The organism is Agrobacterium sp. OT33 (assembly GCF_017313365.1).
Taxonomy (GTDB): Bacteria; Pseudomonadota; Alphaproteobacteria; order Rhizobiales; family Rhizobiaceae; genus Agrobacterium; species Agrobacterium rhizogenes_A.
Genome location: NZ_JAFLMZ010000013.1, coordinates 46,822 through 66,352, shown reverse-complemented (window position 1 = coordinate 66,352; position 19,531 = coordinate 46,822). Strand labels below are relative to the sequence as shown.

At 59.6% G+C, this 19,531-nt stretch carries 17 protein-coding genes; 10 read left to right on the top strand and 7 right to left on the bottom strand.

Annotated features, from left to right (window positions below; genetic code table 11):
* Positions 1 to 31 precede the first annotated feature (31 nt).
* On the top strand, positions 32 to 1,180 hold the full coding sequence (dgoD, locus tag JZX88_RS24920) for a galactonate dehydratase (protein WP_206915072.1): 1,149 nt from the start codon (positions 32 to 34) through the stop codon (positions 1,178 to 1,180).
* Positions 1,181 to 1,350: 170 nt separating this feature from the next.
* On the opposite strand, the gene JZX88_RS24915 is transcribed toward dgoD, so the two are convergent.
* Complete coding sequence (locus JZX88_RS24915) at positions 1,351 to 2,070, bottom strand: FadR/GntR family transcriptional regulator (RefSeq protein ID WP_065116613.1); 720 nt, start codon at positions 2,068 to 2,070, stop codon at positions 1,351 to 1,353.
* 217 nt (positions 2,071 to 2,287) lie between these two features.
* Here JZX88_RS24915 and JZX88_RS24910 point away from each other — a divergent pair, with 217 nt between their 5' ends.
* The 5 genes from JZX88_RS24910 to JZX88_RS24890 all read left to right on the top strand — a co-directional run bounded on the left by JZX88_RS24910 (position 2,288) and on the right by JZX88_RS24890 (position 7,411).
* Positions 2,288 to 3,487, top strand: coding sequence for a mandelate racemase/muconate lactonizing enzyme family protein (locus JZX88_RS24910; protein ID WP_110760504.1), 1,200 nt, complete (start codon positions 2,288 to 2,290; stop codon positions 3,485 to 3,487).
* An 11-nt stretch (positions 3,488 to 3,498) separates the two neighbouring features.
* Positions 3,499 to 4,266, top strand: a complete 768-nt coding sequence (locus JZX88_RS24905) for an SDR family oxidoreductase (protein WP_206915071.1) — start codon at positions 3,499 to 3,501, stop codon at positions 4,264 to 4,266.
* Between the two features lie 76 nt (positions 4,267 to 4,342).
* Positions 4,343 to 5,437, top strand: a complete 1,095-nt coding sequence (locus JZX88_RS24900; protein ID WP_206915070.1) for a DctP family TRAP transporter solute-binding subunit — start codon at positions 4,343 to 4,345, stop codon at positions 5,435 to 5,437.
* Between the two features lie 124 nt (positions 5,438 to 5,561).
* A complete protein-coding gene (locus JZX88_RS24895; RefSeq protein ID WP_206915069.1) occupies positions 5,562 to 6,128 on the top strand; it encodes a TRAP transporter small permease in 567 nt (188 codons plus the stop codon).
* A 2-nt stretch (positions 6,129 to 6,130) separates the two neighbouring features.
* Positions 6,131 to 7,411: a TRAP transporter large permease gene (locus JZX88_RS24890; RefSeq protein WP_065116609.1), complete on the top strand. Its 1,281-nt coding sequence runs from the start codon at positions 6,131 to 6,133 to the stop codon at positions 7,409 to 7,411.
* A gap of 61 nt (positions 7,412 to 7,472) precedes the next feature.
* On the opposite strand, the gene JZX88_RS24885 is transcribed toward JZX88_RS24890, so the two are convergent.
* The 6 genes from JZX88_RS24885 to hutC form a co-directional block, all read right to left on the bottom strand.
* The gene (locus JZX88_RS24885) at positions 7,473 to 8,237 is read right to left on the bottom strand and encodes a hypothetical protein (protein WP_371741266.1); all 765 of its coding nucleotides are present in this window, start codon (positions 8,235 to 8,237) and stop codon (positions 7,473 to 7,475) included.
* Positions 8,238 to 8,788: 551 nt separating this feature from the next.
* Positions 8,789 to 9,739 (bottom strand): spore coat U domain-containing protein, encoded by a 951-nt coding sequence (locus tag JZX88_RS24880; RefSeq protein ID WP_206915068.1) that lies wholly within the window; start codon positions 9,737 to 9,739, stop codon positions 8,789 to 8,791.
* Positions 9,736 to 12,174, bottom strand: a complete 2,439-nt coding sequence (locus tag JZX88_RS24875) for a fimbria/pilus outer membrane usher protein (protein WP_206915067.1) — start codon at positions 12,172 to 12,174, stop codon at positions 9,736 to 9,738. Before JZX88_RS24875 ends, JZX88_RS24880 begins: the two co-directional genes overlap by 4 nt.
* A complete protein-coding gene (locus tag JZX88_RS24870; RefSeq protein WP_206915066.1) occupies positions 12,146 to 12,865 on the bottom strand; it encodes a molecular chaperone in 720 nt (239 codons plus the stop codon). The genes JZX88_RS24875 and JZX88_RS24870 overlap by 29 nt, the downstream gene beginning before the upstream one ends.
* 21 nt (positions 12,866 to 12,886) lie before the next feature.
* Positions 12,887 to 13,384: a spore coat U domain-containing protein gene (locus tag JZX88_RS24865; protein ID WP_065116604.1), complete on the bottom strand. Its 498-nt coding sequence runs from the start codon at positions 13,382 to 13,384 to the stop codon at positions 12,887 to 12,889.
* A gap of 329 nt (positions 13,385 to 13,713) precedes the next feature.
* Positions 13,714 to 14,454 carry a histidine utilization repressor gene (gene hutC / locus JZX88_RS24860; protein ID WP_065116603.1) on the bottom strand — a complete coding sequence of 247 codons (741 nt, stop codon included), beginning with the start codon at positions 14,452 to 14,454 and terminating at the stop codon, positions 13,714 to 13,716.
* A gap of 634 nt (positions 14,455 to 15,088) precedes the next feature.
* Here hutC and JZX88_RS24855 point away from each other — a divergent pair.
* From JZX88_RS24855 to hutH, 4 genes are all read left to right on the top strand, one after another.
* Positions 15,089 to 16,126 (top strand): ABC transporter substrate-binding protein, encoded by a 1,038-nt coding sequence (locus JZX88_RS24855; RefSeq protein WP_174033462.1) that lies wholly within the window; start codon positions 15,089 to 15,091, stop codon positions 16,124 to 16,126.
* A 103-nt stretch (positions 16,127 to 16,229) separates the two neighbouring features.
* Entirely contained in the window at positions 16,230 to 17,087 is an 858-nt protein-coding gene (locus JZX88_RS24850) for a proline/glycine betaine ABC transporter permease (RefSeq protein WP_065116601.1), read from the top strand.
* The gene (locus JZX88_RS24845; RefSeq protein WP_206915065.1) at positions 17,080 to 17,910 is read left to right on the top strand and encodes a glycine betaine/L-proline ABC transporter ATP-binding protein; all 831 of its coding nucleotides are present in this window, start codon (positions 17,080 to 17,082) and stop codon (positions 17,908 to 17,910) included. Before JZX88_RS24850 ends, JZX88_RS24845 begins: the two co-directional genes overlap by 8 nt.
* Complete coding sequence (gene hutH, locus JZX88_RS24840) at positions 17,903 to 19,402, top strand: histidine ammonia-lyase (RefSeq protein WP_206915064.1); 1,500 nt, start codon at positions 17,903 to 17,905, stop codon at positions 19,400 to 19,402. The genes JZX88_RS24845 and hutH overlap by 8 nt, the downstream gene beginning before the upstream one ends.
* Positions 19,403 to 19,531 lie beyond the last annotated feature (129 nt).

Sequence of the window (19,531 nt, the reverse complement as noted above, 5' to 3'; positions counted from 1 at the left end):
AACCGCCGGCGCAGGTGCGGAGGAGAACACCATGAAGATCACAAAACTCACCACCTATATCGTTCCACCACGCTGGCTGTTCCTCAAGATCGAGACGGATGAGGGCATTACCGGCTGGGGCGAGCCCGTGGTCGAAGGCAGGGCACTGACGGTTCAGGCTGCCGTGCATGAGCTGGAGGATTATCTCATCGGCAAGGATCCGTTCATGATCGAGGATCACTGGACGGTCATGTATCGCGGTGGCTTTTATCGGGGCGGCGCGGTCCATATGAGTGCCATTGCCGGGATCGATCAGGCGCTCTGGGATATCAAGGGCAAGGCGCTCGGCCAGCCGGTCCATTCGCTGCTTGGCGGCCAGTGCCGCGACAGGATCAAGGTCTATTCATGGATCGGCGGTGATCGCCCGAGTGACGTCGCGAAGAATGCGCGGGACGTCGTTGCCGCGGGATTCAAGGCGATCAAGCTGAATGGCGCCGAAGAGCTGCAGATCGTCGACGGCAACGACAAAATCGACGCCATCGTCGCGACGATAGGCGCCGTGCGCGATGCGGTGGGGCCGCATATCGGAATAGGCGCCGATTTCCATGGCCGGGTTCACAGGCCAATGGCCAAGGTGCTGGCACGGGAACTCGAGCAGTTCAAGCTGATGTTCATCGAAGAGCCGGTGCTTTCGGAAAATCTCGAGGCGCTGAAGGAAATCGCCAATCATTGCTCGGCACCGATCGCGCTCGGCGAACGGCTTTATTCACGCTGGGATTTTAAGTCCGTTCTCTCCGGCGGCTATGTCGATATCATCCAGCCTGATCTTTCGCATGCGGGCGGAATTACCGAATGCCGCAAGATTGCGACGATGGCGGAGGCCTATGACGTCGCCCTTGCGCCACATTGCCCGCTTGGGCCGATTGCTCTGGCCGCCTGCCTGCAAATCGATGCTGTCAGCCACAACGCGTTTATCCAGGAACAGAGCCTTGGCATTCACTACAATCAGGGCAGCGACCTTCTGGACTACATCACCAACAAGGATGTCTTCCGTTACGAGAACGGGTTTGTCGAAATACCGCAGGGTCCCGGCCTGGGTATTGAGGTTGATGAGGCGCATGTGATCGAAATGGCGAGGCAAGGCCATCGCTGGCGTAATCCGCTATGGCGCCATCAGGATGGTAGTGTCGCCGAATGGTAACGCCTGTTTTGACCAAGCAGACGCGACCCGTGGCGGTGCGGCGCGCATCGCCGCAACTACCGCATCGGCGTCCGTGTCTCTCACGGCCGGGAAGGAAGCGATCCCGAAACGGAGCCATGCTGGGCAAACGTCCGGGTGCGGCGGCAGGCGATGTTCACCTCATGGCTTCGTCAGTTGACGCCCGCCCGAAGCAGGACGCCGACGGCCGAGTCGAAATGCTCGGTCATGGCAGCCTCCGCCATCTCCATATTCTGCAGGCTGATCGCTTCAGCGATCCTCTGGTGGCAGCGGATGTTTTCCGTGCGGTTCTCCAGAGTGGCGCGGCTGCGCCAGCCGATATGCCAGGTCTGCTGCGTTACGACGCGGAAAGAGCCGACGATGATTCCATAAAGGGAGTTGCCGGAAGCCTGGGCAATCAGTTCGTGGAAACGAATGTCGAGTTCCATCACCGCCTCCGGTGTTTCGAGCGCGTTGAACATGTCTTCCACGATCTGGAGAAGCTCCCGCGCCTGCGCGTCCGTCCGGCGCAGCGACGCAAGGCTTGCCGTGCGCAACTCAAGCGTGCGCCGAACGTCGAGAACCTGCTGAACGCTGAGCTGCTTCGTTGTCACGGTATGATCGAGAATCATGCTGAGCGGTATCGCATCCGGCGCGGCAACACGCGCCCGGCGACCGGAGCTGACTTCCAGGATTCCAAGCGCGGCAAGGGCACGAAAGGCCTCCCGTGCCACGGACCGGGAAACGTCGAGCTTGGCGGCCATGGCTGTTTCGCTTGGCATGGGGCTGCCCGGCCGAAGCTGGTTTTCGCGCATATAGGCGCGCACGTCGACTATGGCTCGCTCAACGAGACCTATATCTTCTTCGAAAACTTGTCCTACAGCTTTTGTCATTTCGGAATACTACTTTCATAATTTCGGTTGACAGCATTATAAGAGACTGGCAGAAATTCTGCCATAAAAATCGGGCGGAGAGAATCGTCAGTCAGACCTTGATGGAGAAACAGGGCCGCATGCTCTCGCATGCGATCGATGGATTTCCTTTGTCTCTGTGGTTCTCCCGCTGAAATGGCGACCTGGCGAAAGCCGGGCGGATTGAACGGAAGCGATGATGAAGATAACTGCGATCAAGACTTTTCGTGCAGAGGAGTTCTCCAATGTTCTCTGGGTGCATGTGGAGACGGATCAGGGCGTTACCGGCCTCGGCGAAACCTTTTACGGTGCGGCGGCCGTTGAGGCCCACATCCACGATACGCTGGCAAGCCGGCTCGTGGGCCGCAATCCGCTTCATATAGAGGCTCTTCACCGGGAAATGCTCAACCTGCCCATGGCACATGCTTCGACGGGGGCGGAACATCGGGCCGCCTCCGCAATCGACATCGCGCTATGGGATCTGTTCGGCAAGGTGTGCGGGCAGCCCGTTCACCAGATGCTGGGCGGGCTCTGCGTGGAGAAGATGCGCGTCTACAATACCTGCGCCGGAAGCCGCTATGTGCGGACGAAGAAGATCAAGCCGGTCGACACCTGGAACCTGGGGGAAGAGGCGGGTCCTTACGAGGATCTCGACGGTTTCATGAACCGGGCGGGCGAACTGGCGGAAGACCTTCTGTCGAACGGGATCACGGCCATGAAGATCTGGCCGTTCGATCCTCCGGCGATGGAAAACCGCGGCCTGTTCATCACGGCGGAACAGATGAAGACGGCGATCAAGCCGTTCGAGCTGATCCGCAAGGCCGTCGGCGACAAGATGGATATCATGGTCGAGTTCCACTCGCTGTGGAACCTGCCGGTTGCCAAGCAGATCGCCCGGGCGCTCGAACCCTTCAAGCCCACATGGTACGAAGATCCGATACGGATGAATTCGCCGCAGGCGCTTGCCGAATACGCGCATTCCACCGATGTGTGGACCTGCGCCTCCGAAACGCTCGGGACACGTTTTGCCTACAAGGACTATCTCGACCGCGACGCCGCCCATGTCGTCATGGCCGACCTGTGCTGGACGGGCGGTTTGACCGAGGGCCGCAAGATCGCGGCCATGGCGGAAACCTATCACCGGCCTTTTGCCCCGCATGACTGCATCGGCCCGGTCGGGTTCGCTGCGGCCATCCATATGAGCTTTTCGCAACCCAACACCCTCATCCAGGAAAGCGTGCGTGCCTTTTACAAGGGCTGGTATCGCGAACTGGTGACGGAGGTTCCGCGTATCGAGGGCGGCTTCGTTTACCCAATGGAAGGCCCCGGTCTCGGCACTGAACTGCAACCGTCCTTCTTCGAACGCTCGGATCTGTCCGTGCGCGTCTCTGAACTCTGAGGGGAATCGTCATGAGCGTCTCACTATTTGATCTGAGCGGCAAGACGGCGCTGGTCACCGGTTCGTCCCGTGGTTTGGGGCGGGCCTTTGCCGAGGGGCTGGCGAATGCCGGCGCCCGGGTTATCCTCAATGGCGTCGACGCCAAGCGACTGGAAGAGGCGGCCACGGCGATGCGCTCGGCCGGCCGCGACGTGCTGACGGCGGCGTTTGACGTGACCGACGAAGCCGCTGTCATCGCAGCCTTCGAGCGGCTCGACCGGGACGGTATCCGGGTGGATATCCTCGTCAACAATGCCGGCATCCAGTTTCGCAAGCCGATGCTTGAGCTGGAGACCGCCGACTGGCGCCGGGTGATCGATACCAATCTGACCTCGGCCTTCCTTGTTGGCCGGGAGGCGGCGAGGCGGATGGCGGAGCGCGGTTCCGGCAAGATCATCAATATCGGATCGCTGACCTCCGAACTCGCCCGGGCAACGGTCGCGCCTTACACCGTGGCGAAAGGCGGCATCAAGATGCTGACCAAGGCCATGGCGGCCGAGTGGGCCGAAAAGGGCATTCAGGCCAATGCGATCGGCCCCGGCTACATGATCACGGATATGAACGAGGCCTTGCTCACCAACCCGGAATTTGACGCCTGGGTCAAGGCGCGCACGCCGGCGCGACGCTGGGGCCGGCCCGAAGAACTGGCGGGAACCGTCATCTATTTTGCGTCCGCAGCATCCGACTACGTCAATGGCCAGATCGTCTATGCCGATGGCGGCATGATTTCCGTGTTGTAGGCGAGCGCCCGCAATTCGTTTCGTCGCGCTTGGGGAGAGCGTGACGGGTTCCAGTAAAACCAAGGGGAGGAGCAACATGAAACTCGTATCGATGAAGCGCGCATTCGGCGCGGGAAAACAATATCTGGCATCGTGCTTCGGCACGGGTGTCACGCAGGATATGGCGCGGCGCGGCTTCGGTGTCGGCCTGTGTGCGGCGATTGCCTTTGCCGCCATGCCGGCGACGCCGATCCTGGCCCAGGACGTCAAGGTGGCAAAGCTCGGCCATGGCTTCGCCGACACCCATCCACGCTCGGCGGCGATGAAATATTTCGCCGAGGAAGTGGCGAAGGCAACCGGCGGCAGCGTCAAAGTCGATGTCTTCGGCAATTCCGCAATCGGCTCCGAAGAAAAGATGCTGATGGCGCTCCAGTCGGGAACCATCGACTTCTACATGGGTGCACTCGCGCCAATCGCCACCCATGAGAAGGAACTTCAGATCTTTGACATTCCTTTCCTCTTCGCGACCGATGCCGAGGCGGCGGACGTGCTTGACGGCTCACAGGGAAAACGCCTGCTCGACAACCTTGCCGACATGAAAATCCACGGCCTTGTCTGGGCCGGCGGCGCGTTCCGCAATCTATCGAACAGCAAGCATCCGGTGGCATCGCTCGCCGATATGAAGGGGCTGAAGGTTCGGGTCATGCAAAGCCCCATGGCGCTCGCAAGCTTCAAGGCGCTTGGCATGAACGCCGTGCCAATGGCGTTCACCGAGGTCTACACGGCGCTGGAAACAAGGGCGCTCGATGGCTATGAGCATCCTTTCGTGGACATGTATGCGAACAAGATGTTCGAGGTGCAGAAATATCTGACAGTCACCAATCACGTCTATACGCCGGTGGCGCTACTTTCTTCCGCGAAGTTCCATGATTCGCTGACGCCGGAACAGCAGAGTGCCGTTCAGGCCGCAGCGGAGAAAACACGCACCTTCCAGCGCGAGGCCGAATTGCGCGATGCCGGCGAAGCCCTGAAGAAACTCGAGGCCGAGGGCATGGCGGCGACGGTAATGCCGCCAGCGGAACTCGATGCGATCCGCATGGCGATTGAGCCGGTCGTTACCAAGGCGAGGGACGTGATCGGCGTCGAGTTCGTCGATCAGTTTTATGCCGAGATCGCCAAACACAGAAAATAAAACCGTTATCGCCAGCGGGCCGGCTGAGTGCCGGCTCGCCACCATGGTGCTGCGGAGGGGACTGTGAAATCTGCGAGGGGTGCCGCACATCGAATGCGGCGGCCATCTCGCCGGGGAGATGAAAATGCGCGCATTTCTGGATGCAGGCGTCGGCGGTTTTTACCGCGCGATTGAGATCATCCTTGTACTCTGCATGGCCACGATGCTTGTGATGGTCTTCGGCAATGTCGTTCTGCGTCTGTTTTTTAACACCGGGATCGACATTTCGGAGGAGCTTCCACGATTTGCCTTTGTGTGGATGACCTTCCTCGGGGGGATCATCGGCCTGCACAGACGCAGCCATCTGGGTGTCGATATCGTCGTGCAGACGTTGCCGGTCCTTGGACGAAAGCTGTGCTGGGCAATCAGCCAGGTGGTGATGCTCATCTGCGCCGCCTTCATCTTTTACGGCACCTGGCTTCAGCACGACATCCTGAAAATCACGGAATCTCCGGTCGCGGAGATTAGCATGTTGTGGGTCTATGGCGTCAGCTACGTCACCGGCGCGGCGATCGCCCTGATCTGCCTGTCGAACCTCGTGCGGCTGGCCATGGGAGACATTGCCGATGACGAACTGATCGACGTGCATGAGGAGGGCCTCGATGAGGGGCTTCAGGCGGCACGCGCAACCGACGAGCAGAAGGGGCGCTGATCATGATCGTTTTTGTCTTCATAGGCTCGCTTCTTGGCCTGATGGCGCTCGGCATGCCGGTTGCGTTCGCGCTGATCGGATGCGGTCTTGTGATGATGCTCTATATGGGCATCACCGATCCGCAGATCGTCATCCAGAACATGTGGGACGGCGCCAACAGCTTTCCCCTGCTTGCCGTTCCCTTCTTCATGCTGGCCGGTGAACTGATGAATGCCGGCGGTATGACCCGGCGCATCATTACCATGGCCATGGCGTGGATCGGACATATTCGCGGCGGCCTCGGTTATGTCGCGGTTCTGGCCGCCATCGTCATGGCGTCGCTTTCCGGCTCGGCGGTTGCCGATGCGGCGGCACTTGCATCCGTACTCATCCCGCTGATGCGCAATGCCGGCTACGATATCAATCGTTCCTGCGGGCTGATCTCCTGCGGCGGCATCATCGCACCGGTGCTTCCGCCTTCGGTCGGCATGATCATCTTTGGTGTCGCTGGCGGCGTATCCATCACCAAACTCTTTCTGGCCGGCATCGTGCCCGGAATCCTGATGGGCCTTGCCATCATGCTGGCCTGGCGCTGGAGCATCGGGCGCGATAATCCCGGTGTCGAACCCAGACGGAACCTTGCCGAGCGGCTGAGCGAGACACGCAAGGCGCTGTGGGCGCTCGTCATGCCCGTCGTCGTCATCGGCGGACTGAAGATCGGCGCCTTTACGCCGACCGAAGCGGCGGTGATAGCGGCGGTCTATTCCCTGTTTGTCGGCGTCTTTGTCTATCGTGAAATCAAGCTTTCCGACCTGTTCGGGCTGATGTATCGCGCGGCCGAAACCACCGCCGTCGTCATGTTCCTCGTCGCCGCTGCCGGCGTTTCCGCTTGGCTCATCACGACCGCGAACATCCCGCAGCAATTGGCCGACATGGTCCAGCCGTTCATGGATAACAAGATTATCCTGATGGCGATCCTCATGGTGATCGTCCTCATCGTCGGCACGGCGATGGACTTCACACCGACGGTTCTGATCTTGACCCCGGTGCTGATGCCAATCGTCAAGCAGGCAGGAATAGACCCGGTCTATTTCGGCGTATTGTTCATCATGAACAACGCAATCGGGCTGGTAACACCGCCGGTCGGCACCGTGCTCAATGTCGTCTGCGGGGTGGCACGCGTTCCGATGACCGGTGTCATCAAGGGTGTGGTGCCCTTCATGGTCGCTCAGATCGCGGTCCTTGTGTTGCTCGTGATCTTTCCCCAGATCGTCCTGTGGCCGTTGGCGATGATGTCGAGGTGATCCCGTGCCCTGCCTTTCGTCTCAAGCCGGGCAGCCGGGGGCGGGGTGCGCCGCCCGGCGGCTAGTCGCCCAAGGCGCAAAGGCCGTTGCATTCCTGGGGTGTGAAGGCGGATTTCAATGTCTGTGCCCTGTCATGCTCGGGTTGGGACAATCCGGGCAGGGCTGCCTCGATCTGGGCTGTAACGGCTTTCCTGTCCGCTGGCGATATGGCAGCCGCAAGAGGAATGGCGCTGCCATTGAGTGCGTCCAGCAAAAGCAGGCGGTTCTCGGGGCGCAAGCCCGGTGAACGCAGCATGAGCATCAATCCCGTGACCTGTTCCGTGATCCCGAGCCTCATCTGGCGCAAGCCGGCGCGGCGCGCCTCGTTCATCTGATCGGCGGGCAGCTTGCTGACGAAGTCGGTGGCGGCCTCCAGCTCTGCCGCATATACATTGAGCAGATAGGCCCCGGCGCGCGCGATTTCATCCTGATATTTGAATGTGTTCGCGGCGGTATCGGGAACCGTGCCGTTCTGTGGGGCAAATAGCACGTAAGTTTTGAAAACGGCGCCGGCCCTGTCGCCGATTGTCAGAAGTGCGGGAACATCGGCCGCTTGATAAGGCGGCGCACCAAGTGTCGCCTCGACGTTCCACAACCGGTCGAGCACCCTGGCATGGGTAGGATTGGACAAGCGTGGTAAATCCCCCTGCGCGCGGGTGTCTCGTGCAAGCGCGTCAAGAGCCTGGAATGCGGATGCCGCCTCGTTTTGATGAGTGGATGAAACATCTGCCCGGGCCGATGAAAGCGGCAGACCAAGCGAAAACGCGAATAAAACCGCTGGAAGCACATGTTTCAAAATGGTCATTCTCCCCATAACGTCAGGCCTGCGGGCAGACACTGTTTCTACGTCGCCAATGGTCACTCCGGTACGCGCGTGACGGGCCATGGGAACGCGGTGCTTATCGTCACCATAGCCTAGAGCATGGACTGGCGGGAATTCCAGTGCGTAAGTTCCTCTGAAATATTTGGTATGAGGATGGTGTGCCCGCTGAAAGGGCCTTTCCGGCGTCGATGCCGCTGCCTTTGCAACGGGAAAGCTCCTTTACTTTTCAGGCCCGCTGGACTGTCATGGGAAGAAGGAAGCTTTAGATCGCAGGGAACAATGTTTCATATTTTTGAGGAGATTGTCGGAAATCTCTTTGGGGCAAGACAGCCCCGGACTGCAGATGAGAAGCGTATCCATAGGAAAGTCAGAATTTTCGTATGGATATTTCTGGCTCTTCTGGTGATCTTCGGAGGGAACTGGTGGTGATCCGGTCGACGGCTAACAGGCGGTGAGGGCCCAGACGCGGCTGTCGTGATTTCACTCCGTCGCCTCCGCGTGCCACTGCACCTCGCCTAATAGCTGACGGTCACGACGACGGTGTCACTGTAATTTCCCGGTGCCGGCGTGTTCTGTGCCGGTACGCGTCCGTAAACGTTCAGTGTCTGCAGGCTGCCTGTCCCGGTGCCGCTGACGGTTTGTCCGGCCGCACTTCCCCAGACATTCGTGCGGTTGGCGTCACGATAAAGCCCGTAGATTATCGATGCACCTGCCAGCACCATCTGGCGCGTGGCCGGCGGGCTGTTGCTCAGGCCGCCATTCAGCGCGACGCTGTAATTCAGGCTGCTGGTGCAGGTGAGTGTGACGGCCCCGGCCGCATCGACTGCGGTATTGAGAACGCCGTGACTGCCGAAATTGATGTTCTGCGCCGAAACAATGCAGGTGGGCGAGACCGCAGCCGTGACGTTGAACGGCACCTGCGTGGGGTTCTGGGTGACGTCGGCGCAGTTCGGTGCAAACAAAGTGAAGGACGTATAGGTGAAATTGGTCTCGGCGCCGGCAAAGCTGGAGAGATAAGGGCCACGGGCCGCAGCGGCCTGACCGGCGTTGATCCTGCCATAAACCGTGCGGGTCGTGCTGTTGAGCAGAAGTGGCAGCGCCATGTCGATCGGCGGAGGCGATCCGAGTGCGGACTGCGTAACCGACCCCCAGGGCGTCGTGCGTCCGGAGTTCTGGTACAGCTGATAATTGAGGATGTTGCTGCCCTGGAGCATCCGGCGGATACCGCCCGATTGTCCGCCGCTGCCAGCATTGATGTTGGGGCAGATACGGATGGAAAGTGCCAGCGACAGGGGGTTGGAGCAGGTGACCGACAATGTTGCGGTTGTATCGACGGCGCTGCCGCTTGCAAGGTTGACGAAACCGAAACTCATGTCCGACATGCTGAAGCTGCAGCTTTGCGCCAGAACCGGTGATGCGGACAGGAAAGCGGCGATGGCAAGGGCAGTGCGGGTCAGAACTTTCATTGGACGCTCCTGCATATGGCCTCAAGGGTGGCGCGGGTCCTGGCGGCAGGGGGAATGGTAATCTGCGCTTCGCACTCGCCTTTCGTGGGTTGCGTGATGGAAAGCCGATGGGTTTTGCCGATATTGTCGAGATAGGCCTGTCCGTCATAACCGACGATGAAGTCGCGCTTGCCGTCGATCTTGCCGGTCGATCCGGTTTCGATGAATTCGCCGGTCTCGTCCTTCAGCGTCACCAGCGCTACCTGGCCTCCGGTTTCCACCTTGAAATCGACGATTGCGCCCGCGCGCTCTGCTGGTGTGACTCTCTGTTTTGTCCTGTCTATGCGGGCATCGACGGGAAGATTGCTGGGGTCCAGCGTGATATTGTTGACGTCATAGGACCGCAGGTTGGGAAGCAATATCTTTCCGCGGCGGTTCGTTTGGCCGATGGGGCGGTTTTCCAGCAGAATATCAACGCCGGGTGCACCTGCATCCACAACCGCAAAGGCGTCATCGATCCGGTTTCCGACAAAGACATCGCCGCCCGCCAGCGCTATCGATCCGTCGATCTGCGCATAGGCCTGCGTTGTGCGGTTGAATTGATCGACACCCGCGGCAACGCGCGCGACACTGCCGCGATAACTGCCGGACACGGAGGCGATATCGTTGCCGCCCGTCGAACCGCGCAACCGCCAGCCATAGCTTCCCTCGGCCTGCTCTTCGGATTTCCCGACCTCCGCCGTCAGGGAATATCCGTCGGCATCCGACGACATGCCGGCTGAACCGGAAACACCACCGCCGAACGACCAGGACAGCCCGGCGAAGACGCCGTAGGAATGGTTGTCCTCAAGGTCTTTATAGGCGGTAATGAAGATATTGCCGTTTTCGCCGAAGGGTCGCGTTGCGGAGAGGCCCAGCAGTCGCGACCGCCTCTCATCGAAGGTTTCCAGCTGTGTATAGGAGAAATTCAGGCTCGTTTCATCAAAGCCGAGCTGGGTGGAAAGAGAAATCTGGTCCAGCGCACGCGGCGGTCGCGCGCTCAGCAGACCGGCTATCGTCCGGGTCTTCGAAATATCGGCGGAGACGGATGCCATATCGTTGTAGTCACCGAAGGTGCGTTGTGACCGCGCGTTAAACCTTACGCCGAGCAACTCCGCTTCGACGCTTGCGGACAGCTGATAGCCGCTTTCCGCATCAAAATGGCTTGATGCGCCCGAAACCGCTGCCAATCCATAGGCCCCAAGCGTGAAGACGCCGCCAAAGCCGATATTGTAAAAATCTTCCCCACCTTCGGCGTGACCTTCGAGCGTCAGGCTGTCCAATAGCCCGTAACGCACCGTCGCCGATCCGAGCAGTCGTTCATCGTAGTCGAAAGAGGAGGTTCCGTAATTGCGCCGGGCAAAACCGAGTTCCGCGGAAAAGTCGATCAGGCCTTGCGCCAGCAGATCCGGCGACGTGTAAAAGGGCGTTTCGGATACGGTTTCGCGGCCCAGCGCGTCCCGCACCACCAGTCTTGCATTTCCCGCGCCGCTGATCACCGGAAGGTTGGTGATGGAGAACGGGCCTTCGGGCACATCCTGCGACAGGCGGCGAATATTGTTGACGTAGACATCGACGGTTGAAGGCACCGCCGCGGAGCCGGCGAATTCAGGCATCGGCATGGTGACGATATCCGGCCGCAGATCGAAGTTGCGGCGGACCTGCACTCCACCCAACCGCGTCGGACGTGTCCAGCTCAGTCCGCCGGTGATCAGGTCTCCGGCCCGATAGGTCGTCAGGCTGTCCTCATCGGAATAGCTCCAGGTGGTATCGAGGCGCTGGGTGTCGAATTGCGACAGACGGGAGGTGCTCAGAACCTGAGACGATGACAGCACGCCGAGCGGACCGAACACCCGGCTTTCAAGCAGGGCCGAGACACCATTGAAGTCGGTAATATCCGACCATTTGCTGCCGCCGGACGAGCCGTAGATCGTGTAGTTCACCAGACCTCCAAAATCGCTTGTGGCCTTTTCCTGCGCATCCCCGTCTTCCTCCTGAGGGCTCTTGCCGGATGCATCGATCACCTTGCTTGCCCGCGCTGCCATGGGCAGGGTGAAATGGATGGACTGCGTGCTTTCGTCGTAACGCGCCACCACATCCGGCAGTCTGGAAACATCGATCCAGCCATCGTCGCCTGCGGCACTTTCAACCGGAGAAATCCCGATATTTTTCAGCTGCTCCGGCTCGATGAGAAGTGATCCGGTGTCGTTTTGACGAAATGTCGCGATCAGTTCCGTTGAAACATCGTTGATGTAGACTTCAAGCTGCAATTGTCCGGCCTCTTTTGCGGCAAAGGAGGCCAGTGGCGTCGCAGGGGGCAAATCCTGCGCCACGGAGACGCTGCTCGATGAAATGATCGTCAAACCTGCAATCGTCAAAACGGCAAGGTCAGCCGCCGTTGACGCGCGCCGTCGCATTGACGGGGCCGCCTTCGCTATCCGCTGAAATCTTCAGCGTGCCGCCGGCTCTTTTGCCGCCTGTCGCCGGAACAAGGAAGCTTGCGCCGGATTTGCCGAGCACATAGCCCACGAGGCCCTGCTGCTGGGCAATCGCTTGTCCGTTGCCGCTCAGAATTTTCAGATTGGCGATCCGTATCCGTTTCTGACCCGCGTTGGAGACGGATACCCTGTAACCTTTGCCCTGCGGCGTTATCGACCAGACCGGCTCGGCATCACCTGTGGATGCGGGAGAGAAGAAAACGGGTATCGAGTGACGAACGACCAGATTGACCGTGCCGGGCTGGGGTTTTCCCGCAGCGGGCAACTCGTCCACGATGACGCGATAACTTTCTTCTGCCCTGACGGGCGCCTTGGAAAGCCGCACGATGCGGATAAGGTTCTCCGCCCCCGGTTTCAGCTGCGTCATCGGCGGGCTGGCGACAACATCCTCGGCTGCGGTATAGATGTCCGAACCGTTTTGCTGGGTCCAGCGGAATATCCGCACCTGAACATTGATCGGAGTTTTGGCGTCATTCCAAATGCGCAGGCTGGACGCCGCCGTCGGCGCCCTCAGGTCCAGGATGACGGGTGCAACGCGCAGGGATGCTGCGTGCGAAGGTGAGACACTCAAACCGGCAATAAACGCAGCCGCTAAGGTAAAAAGACGCATGCGCGATCCTCCCTATGGCGATCAGTAATTGAGCGTGGCCGTCACCGTATCGGTATAGACGCCGACCGCAGGTGTCGTCTGGGCAGGCACACGCCCATAGACCGTGAATGTTTGCGGCGCTCCTGTTCCTGTTCCAGTCTGCCGGTCCGTTCCCACGGTATCTCCCCAAACCGTGGTGTGTGCGGCAGTCGTGTAGAGCGAGTAGGAAATGGTAGCGCCTGCCGGGGATGTCATCAGGCGGTCGGCGACGGTGGCGCCCGAACCGGCACCCGCGCTCAGGCCCAGGCTGAAGGGTGTGCTGGACGTGCATTGGACGACGATCTGGCTGGTGGCATCGACATTGTCACTGATGACGCCGTTCGTGCCGAAATTCAGATTGCCGGCTGAGTTGATCTGGCATGCCGCCTGAATGGTGATCTGTACCGTGAAATTCGAGGTGGCGACCTGCGCCATGCCTGATGCCGGCACAAGGATGCACGCCGCAAGTGACAATAGGTAGCCTGATGTTGTGAACTTCATGCTCTCTCCCCAAGCTGCTGCGTTGCCGATTATCGCGGTGCGTAACGCAGAATCACCCCAATAGCGGGTAATTAGAATAATCTAATATTCGCTTCGATTAGGTTAACAAATTCTTAACGGTGGAGACCCGAAAAACCACAGGCTGAATGCGGTATGAAATACAACCTTGAAATCAGGGGGGCTGGCAATCCCATAAACGCGAAAATTATCGAAAAATAATTAATAATCAAATACTTGGATAAATCCCACAGGAGCTGGAAAGGGTAGTGGCGCACAGGCGGATGAGGGCGCCTCGTTCCGCCCGTTCAGCCGATGGTCATCTGGCATCTTTATTCCTGACTTTCGAGCCGGTAGCGGCTTCCCGGATATAATAACCGTACCGATGTTACCGCGCGGCTGGAAGACCAGGTCCGCCGCCGAACCTGCAGGCATGGCTCGTTACGGCCGATTGCCAGTAATTTGCATTCCCATGGCTGCGGCGCGGCTGCCTCGATGAATTGTTCGGTCCGGGAGATTGGTGCCAACGCCGTCAGATAGGCGTTCGGCGTCATGGAACTGAAATCCTGCCGCAGATAATCGGGGGCGACCTCGGCATTCACGAAACGGTCCTCCAGCTGGATCGGCACGTCGTCTTCATGATGCACGATGATCGAATGGAAGATTTTCGAGCCGACGTCGATTTCGAGCGCCGAGGCGAGATCGGGACCACATACCTCGGTCTGCGCCAGGATCAGGCTCGCCTGATGGGAGGAACCCCGTTCCTTGATCTCGTCGGCGATGTTTCGCACACCCATCATGCCGGCGCTTCTTTTTTTCGAGGCGACGAATGAACCGCGTCCCTGAACGCGCACGATGACGCCTTCGGTCGCAAGCTCGCGCAGGGCGCGGTTTGCCGTCATTCGGCTGACGCCGAGCATCTCCACCATCTCGTTTTCGGAAGGGACCCGGTGATGGAGAGGCCATTCGCCGCTCGCGATCTTTGCCTTGATTTGCGTTTTCACGCGCTCATAGAGCGGCAGAGAAGGATACTCGCTGGATGTGGCAAGGTCGCTTTCGATCACGGACGGCATTTAAACTCCCTAAAAATCGGCGGATTGCCTAAAATATAACCAGCATTGCGGGCACATGCAAAATATCATCTTTGCACTTGCTTGTCTCCTAAAACCATGCAAGGTTACATATACAACTTGCGAAATGTCGATGAGGGTGACGGGTCGATCTTTTGCAGGCGCATTTTTCGCGTGAATGGCTGAGGTGAGGATGTTTGCGTGCCGAGCGGTTCCGGGAAGGGAAATCAGGCCAGCGCCGCCGATACGGGAAGGAATAGCTGCGAATGCGTGGTTTGTGAGCCATTCGCGCTTCCGTCGATTTGCAGAAGGCTGCAGGGAGTACGGCGCAGGATGGCTGGATTGGCGTTATCAGGGTTTAAGATGATGACGGTTTCCCCATCGCCGCCCCTTCTCCCTGCGGTTCTGTGGCATCGAAGCCATTTCATCGAAGTTGTATAGTGAACTTGAGAGGATTTATCTTTGTTGTCCGGGTTTTGCTGATGTGGAGTCGCGACCGTGTGTCATGACAATCCGCGCCGCTGATCCGGGGGGAAAGATCGGCAGTTTCTCATCATATCATCAGGGAGATCCCGCGCCGGCACCGCATGAATTTGTGCCGACACCACGCCAACCATCAATCAAAAAGGGGAATAAGATGTTGAATGCAAAATTTAAATTCGCGCTTGCCGCCACTGCCCTGTTTGCGGCGCTGCCGATGGGCTCGGCCCATGCCGCCAGCTATTGCGGAGAAGGGAAAACCGTTACTTTCGCCGGTATCGACTGGGAGAGCGGCGCCTTCATCACCGAGGTCATGAAAGCCATTCTGTCGAAGGGATATGACTGCAAGGTCGATTCCATTCCCGGCAATTCCGTGACGCTGGAACAGGCCACGGCCAATAACGACGTCCAGATTTTTGCCGAGGAATGGATCGGCCGCTCCGACGTCTGGAACAAGGCCGCGGCCGCAGGACAGGTAACGTCTGTTGGCAAGACCTTCGTCGGCGCTTCCGAAGGCTGGTTCGTTCCCGAATATCTGATCAAGGGCGACGCGACAAAGGGTATAGAGGCAAAGGCCCCTGACCTGAAAAGTGTCGAGCAGCTTTCCGATCCCAAGATTGTCGCCCTTTTCCAGGACCCTGAAGAGCCGTCCAAGGGACGTTTCCTCAATTGCCCGTCGGGCTGGACCTGCGAGGGTGTCAATACGGCCAAGCTTCAGGCCTACAAGCTCGACCAAACCTATGTGAATTTCCGCCCCGGCACGGGCACGGCGCTGGATGCCGGGATCAGCGCCGCTTATCTCCAGGGTGAGCCGCTGCTGTTCTATTACTGGAGCCCAACCGCGATCATGGGCAAATACAAGCTCGTGCAGCTTTCCGAGCCGGCCTATACCGAAGCGTGCTGGAAGGACCTGACGAGTGCCGATGGCAAGCGTGAGGCGGGATGCGCTTTCCCGGCGGTCGAGGTTGCCTATGGCGTCAACAGTGACTTCGCCAAGGCCGCGCCGGATATCATGGAAATCCTCGGCAAGGCCACTTTCCCCCTCGAAGAGGTCAATTCCAGCCTCGCTTACATGGTTGATGAGAAGGCTGACGCGGTTGCCGCTGCAACACGCTTCCTGAAGACCAAGGGCGATATCTGGGGCGCATGGGTGTCGCCGGAGGCCAAGACCCGTATCGAGGCCGCGATCAAGTAGCAATCACGGGGCCGCATGCCGGATGGGCATGCGGCTTTTTCTTTTCCCGTCAGAGCCGTGACCGTCGGGGACGGAAGACGGCAAAGTGCGAGGACGCCACCCGATGTTTCCCGAAACTTTTCATATTTCCATTCGTGGCCCGATCAACGACTTCGTCCAGTCGCTGGTCGTCAATTACGGCTTCGTGTTCAAGGCGATTTCCCAGACCATTCTGCAGGTTATCCTGTTCATGGAATGGATATTGCGCGGCCTGCCGTGGTGGCTGGTTCTCCTCGCCTTCCTGGTGCTTGCATGGTTTGCCGCACGTAAAATCTCGCTTGTTCTCATGGTCGGCGTCATGCTGCTGGTCGTCGGCGCTCTCGGCTTGTGGGATCTGACGATGCAGACGCTGGCGCTGATGCTCATCGCCAGCCTGATCTCCGTCATCATCGGCGTTCCCGTCGGCATCTGGCTTGCCAAAAGCCAGATCATGCGGCGTATCACGCTGCCTGTCCTTGATGTCATGCAGACGATGCCGAGTTTCGTTTATCTGATCCCGGCAATCATGCTTTTTGGTCTTGGCAAGGTGCCGGCGGTGCTCGCGACCATCATCTACGCCGTGCCGCCGCTGATCCGGCTGACCGATCTCGGCATCCGTCAGGTCGATCGCGAAGTGGTGGAGGCGGCAACCGCTTTCGGCGGCAGCCCGTCACAAATCCTGTTCGGAGTGGAGTTGCCGCTGGCCACGCCCACCATCATGGCCGGTCTGAACCAGACGATCATGATGGCTCTTTCCATGGTGGTTGTCGCCTCGATGATCGGCGCGCGTGGCCTGGGCGAGCAGGTCCTGAACGGAATTCAGACACTGGATGTAGGAAAGGGTCTCGAGGCGGGTTTGGGTATCGTCATTCTCGCCATCGTCCTCGACCGTATTACACAGGGCTTCGGCCAATCCAGCCGGAAGGAGCGCGGCGATGACTGATATCGCAATCCGTAACGTTTCCAAGATTTTCGGCGGCAACTGGAAGACAGCGCTCGCCATGACGCGGGACGGCGCCGACAAGGCCGAAATATTGGCCAGGACCGGATGCAGCGTCGGCCTCGACGATGTCAGCCTCGATATCGCCGGCAGCCGCATCTTCGTCATCATGGGGCTGTCTGGTTCCGGAAAATCGACGCTTGTGCGCCATATCAACCGCCTCATCGAACCGACAAGCGGTGAAATTCTGGTTGGCGGCAGCAATGTGCTTGATCTTAACGCCAAGGACCTGCGCGATTTCCGCAACCGCCGGGTCAGCATGGTGTTCCAGAATTTCGGGCTGATGCCACATCGCAGCGTTTTGCAGAATGTCGTTTATGGCCAGCGTGTGCGCGGGCTTTCGAAGGCGGAAGCGAACCCGATCGGTATGCAGTGGATCGAGACCGTCGGGCTTACCGGTTATGAAAACAAGATGCCCCACCAGCTTTCCGGCGGCATGAAACAGCGTGTCGGGCTTGCACGGGCTCTGGCTGCCGATACCGACGTCATCCTGATGGATGAGGCATTTTCCGCCCTCGACCCGTTGATCCGCGCGGATATGCAGGATCAGCTTCTGCAGCTGGAAAAGAACCTATCGAAGACGATCGTCTTCATCACCCATGATCTGGATGAGGCACTGCGCATCGGTGCGCAGATCGCAATTCTGAAGGACGGGAAACTGGTGCAGGTCGGGACGCCGGACGATATTCTCAATCGTCCCGCCAATGACTATGTCGCCCGTTTCGTGCAGCGTCGCACCGGCGCCGAGGCCGCCCATCATGATTGAGACCGTGATCATCGATCAGGGTGCGTCGTGGCGGGATGTCGCCATGGTTGCGAAAGGCGCGCGGCTCCAGCTTGCCGATGCGGCGTGGGCGCGCATTGCCGCCGCGCGTGACATTGTCGAGGCGCTGGTGTCGAAAGGCGTACGTGGTTACGGCATCAATACCGGTGTCGGCGCCCTCTGCGATGTGATCGTGGACAGGGATCGGCAACAGGCCCTGTCGCGAAACATCCTGCTCAGCCATTCCTGCGGGGTGGGGGAACCGCTGGGGCGGGAGAAGACACGCGCCGTCATGGCCGCCCAGATCGTCAATTTTTCCCATGGCTTTTCCGGTATTCGCGTGGAAACCGTCGAGGCGCTGCTGGCCCTGCTGAATGCGGATATTCTGCCTGTCATTCCCTCGCGCGGTTCGGTCGGGTATCTCACCCATGCGGCGGCGATCGGGCTGGTACTGATCGGCGAAGGCGAGGCGATGCGTGGTGACGAAAGGCTGTCCGGCCGCCACGCACTGGCGGCGGTTGGTCTTGCGCCGCTCGTGCCGCTTGCCAAGGAGGGACTGAGCCTCGTCAACGGAACACCCTGCGCCACCGGTCTTGCCTGCCTTGCGCTGTCGCATATGGAAAACCTGCTGGACTGGGCAGATGCGGCGGCTGCGATGAGCTATGAAAATCTCGGGGCGCAGTCTGATCCCTTCGCGGCGGCGCCGCTTGCTTTGCGCGTTTCCCCGGGCCTTCAGGCTGTGGGAAACAATCTCCGTCATCTTCTGGCTGAAAGCCCCCTGCTGGCGCGCTCGGCGGGGTCGCGCACGCAGGATCCGCTCAGTCTTCGTGCCGTGCCGCAAATCCATGGCGCCATTCGTGACAGCGTCGTGCAGATAGGCGACGTGGTAAATCGCGAATTGGCAAGCGTGACCGACAATCCGGTCGTTACCGGCTCACCCGATGTGCCACAGGTGCATTCGCAGGCCCATGCGGTCGGCGCGGCATTGGGGCTTGCCATGGATGGTCTTGCCGTGGCGGCTGCGGAACTGGCGAGCATTGCGGAACGCCGGATCGACCGTCTCGTCAATCCGCTGGTCAGCGGCCTGCCGGCTTTTCTGGCGGAAGGCAGCGGCGTCTGCTCCGGCTTCATGATCATTCAATATACGGCGGCGGCGCTGGCGGCGGAAAACCGGCGGCTGGCCGCGCCCGCAAGTCTGGACGGCGGCATTACGTCTGCCCTGCAGGAAGATATCCTCACCCACGCCACGCCTGCGGCCGACAAGGCGCTCTCCATCATCGCCAATCTGGAAACCATTCTTTCGATCGAGATCATGTGCGCGGCGCAGGCCTATGACATGCAGCCGGGGGACGCCGGCATGGCGCCCGGCACCCGCGCAATCTACCGGCGTGTCCGCGCCGGCGTTCCTTTTTATCGGGATGACCGGCCGCTCAATTCTCTGCTTGCCGTCGTGGAGAGGCTGTTGCGTACGACGGGTGCCGGGATCGGAAGTTGACCACAGGCATGGATGGCGCGCTGCTGCAGATGGCATGGGGCGCTGGGCAGGTCTGTATCCGGTGCCCATGAGCCTGCCGCCGCCTGTCGTATAAATTCCCGCTCGGACAGGAAAATGGTCGCCCAAAAC

What these genes read in the sequence shown, in the direction of transcription:
- dgoD (WP_206915072.1), top strand. Translation starts at nt 32, where the DNA reads ATGAAGATCACAAAACTCACCACCTATATCGTTCCACCACGCTGGCTG.
- JZX88_RS24915 (WP_065116613.1), bottom strand. Translation starts at nt 2,070, where the DNA reads ATGACAAAAGCTGTAGGACAAGTTTTCGAAGAAGATATAGGTCTCGTT.
- JZX88_RS24910 (WP_110760504.1), top strand. Translation starts at nt 2,288, where the DNA reads ATGAAGATAACTGCGATCAAGACTTTTCGTGCAGAGGAGTTCTCCAAT.
- JZX88_RS24905 (WP_206915071.1), top strand. Translation starts at nt 3,499, where the DNA reads ATGAGCGTCTCACTATTTGATCTGAGCGGCAAGACGGCGCTGGTCACC.
- JZX88_RS24900 (WP_206915070.1), top strand. Translation starts at nt 4,343, where the DNA reads ATGAAACTCGTATCGATGAAGCGCGCATTCGGCGCGGGAAAACAATAT.
- JZX88_RS24895 (WP_206915069.1), top strand. Translation starts at nt 5,562, where the DNA reads ATGCGCGCATTTCTGGATGCAGGCGTCGGCGGTTTTTACCGCGCGATT.
- JZX88_RS24890 (WP_065116609.1), top strand. Translation starts at nt 6,131, where the DNA reads ATGATCGTTTTTGTCTTCATAGGCTCGCTTCTTGGCCTGATGGCGCTC.
- JZX88_RS24880 (WP_206915068.1), bottom strand. Translation starts at nt 9,739, where the DNA reads ATGAAAGTTCTGACCCGCACTGCCCTTGCCATCGCCGCTTTCCTGTCC.
- JZX88_RS24875 (WP_206915067.1), bottom strand. Translation starts at nt 12,174, where the DNA reads ATGCGACGGCGCGCGTCAACGGCGGCTGACCTTGCCGTTTTGACGATT.
- JZX88_RS24870 (WP_206915066.1), bottom strand. Translation starts at nt 12,865, where the DNA reads ATGCGTCTTTTTACCTTAGCGGCTGCGTTTATTGCCGGTTTGAGTGTC.
- JZX88_RS24865 (WP_065116604.1), bottom strand. Translation starts at nt 13,384, where the DNA reads ATGAAGTTCACAACATCAGGCTACCTATTGTCACTTGCGGCGTGCATC.
- hutC (WP_065116603.1), bottom strand. Translation starts at nt 14,454, where the DNA reads ATGCCGTCCGTGATCGAAAGCGACCTTGCCACATCCAGCGAGTATCCT.
- JZX88_RS24855 (WP_174033462.1), top strand. Translation starts at nt 15,089, where the DNA reads ATGTTGAATGCAAAATTTAAATTCGCGCTTGCCGCCACTGCCCTGTTT.
- JZX88_RS24850 (WP_065116601.1), top strand. Translation starts at nt 16,230, where the DNA reads ATGTTTCCCGAAACTTTTCATATTTCCATTCGTGGCCCGATCAACGAC.
- JZX88_RS24845 (WP_206915065.1), top strand. Translation starts at nt 17,080, where the DNA reads ATGACTGATATCGCAATCCGTAACGTTTCCAAGATTTTCGGCGGCAAC.
- hutH (WP_206915064.1), top strand. Translation starts at nt 17,903, where the DNA reads ATGATTGAGACCGTGATCATCGATCAGGGTGCGTCGTGGCGGGATGTC.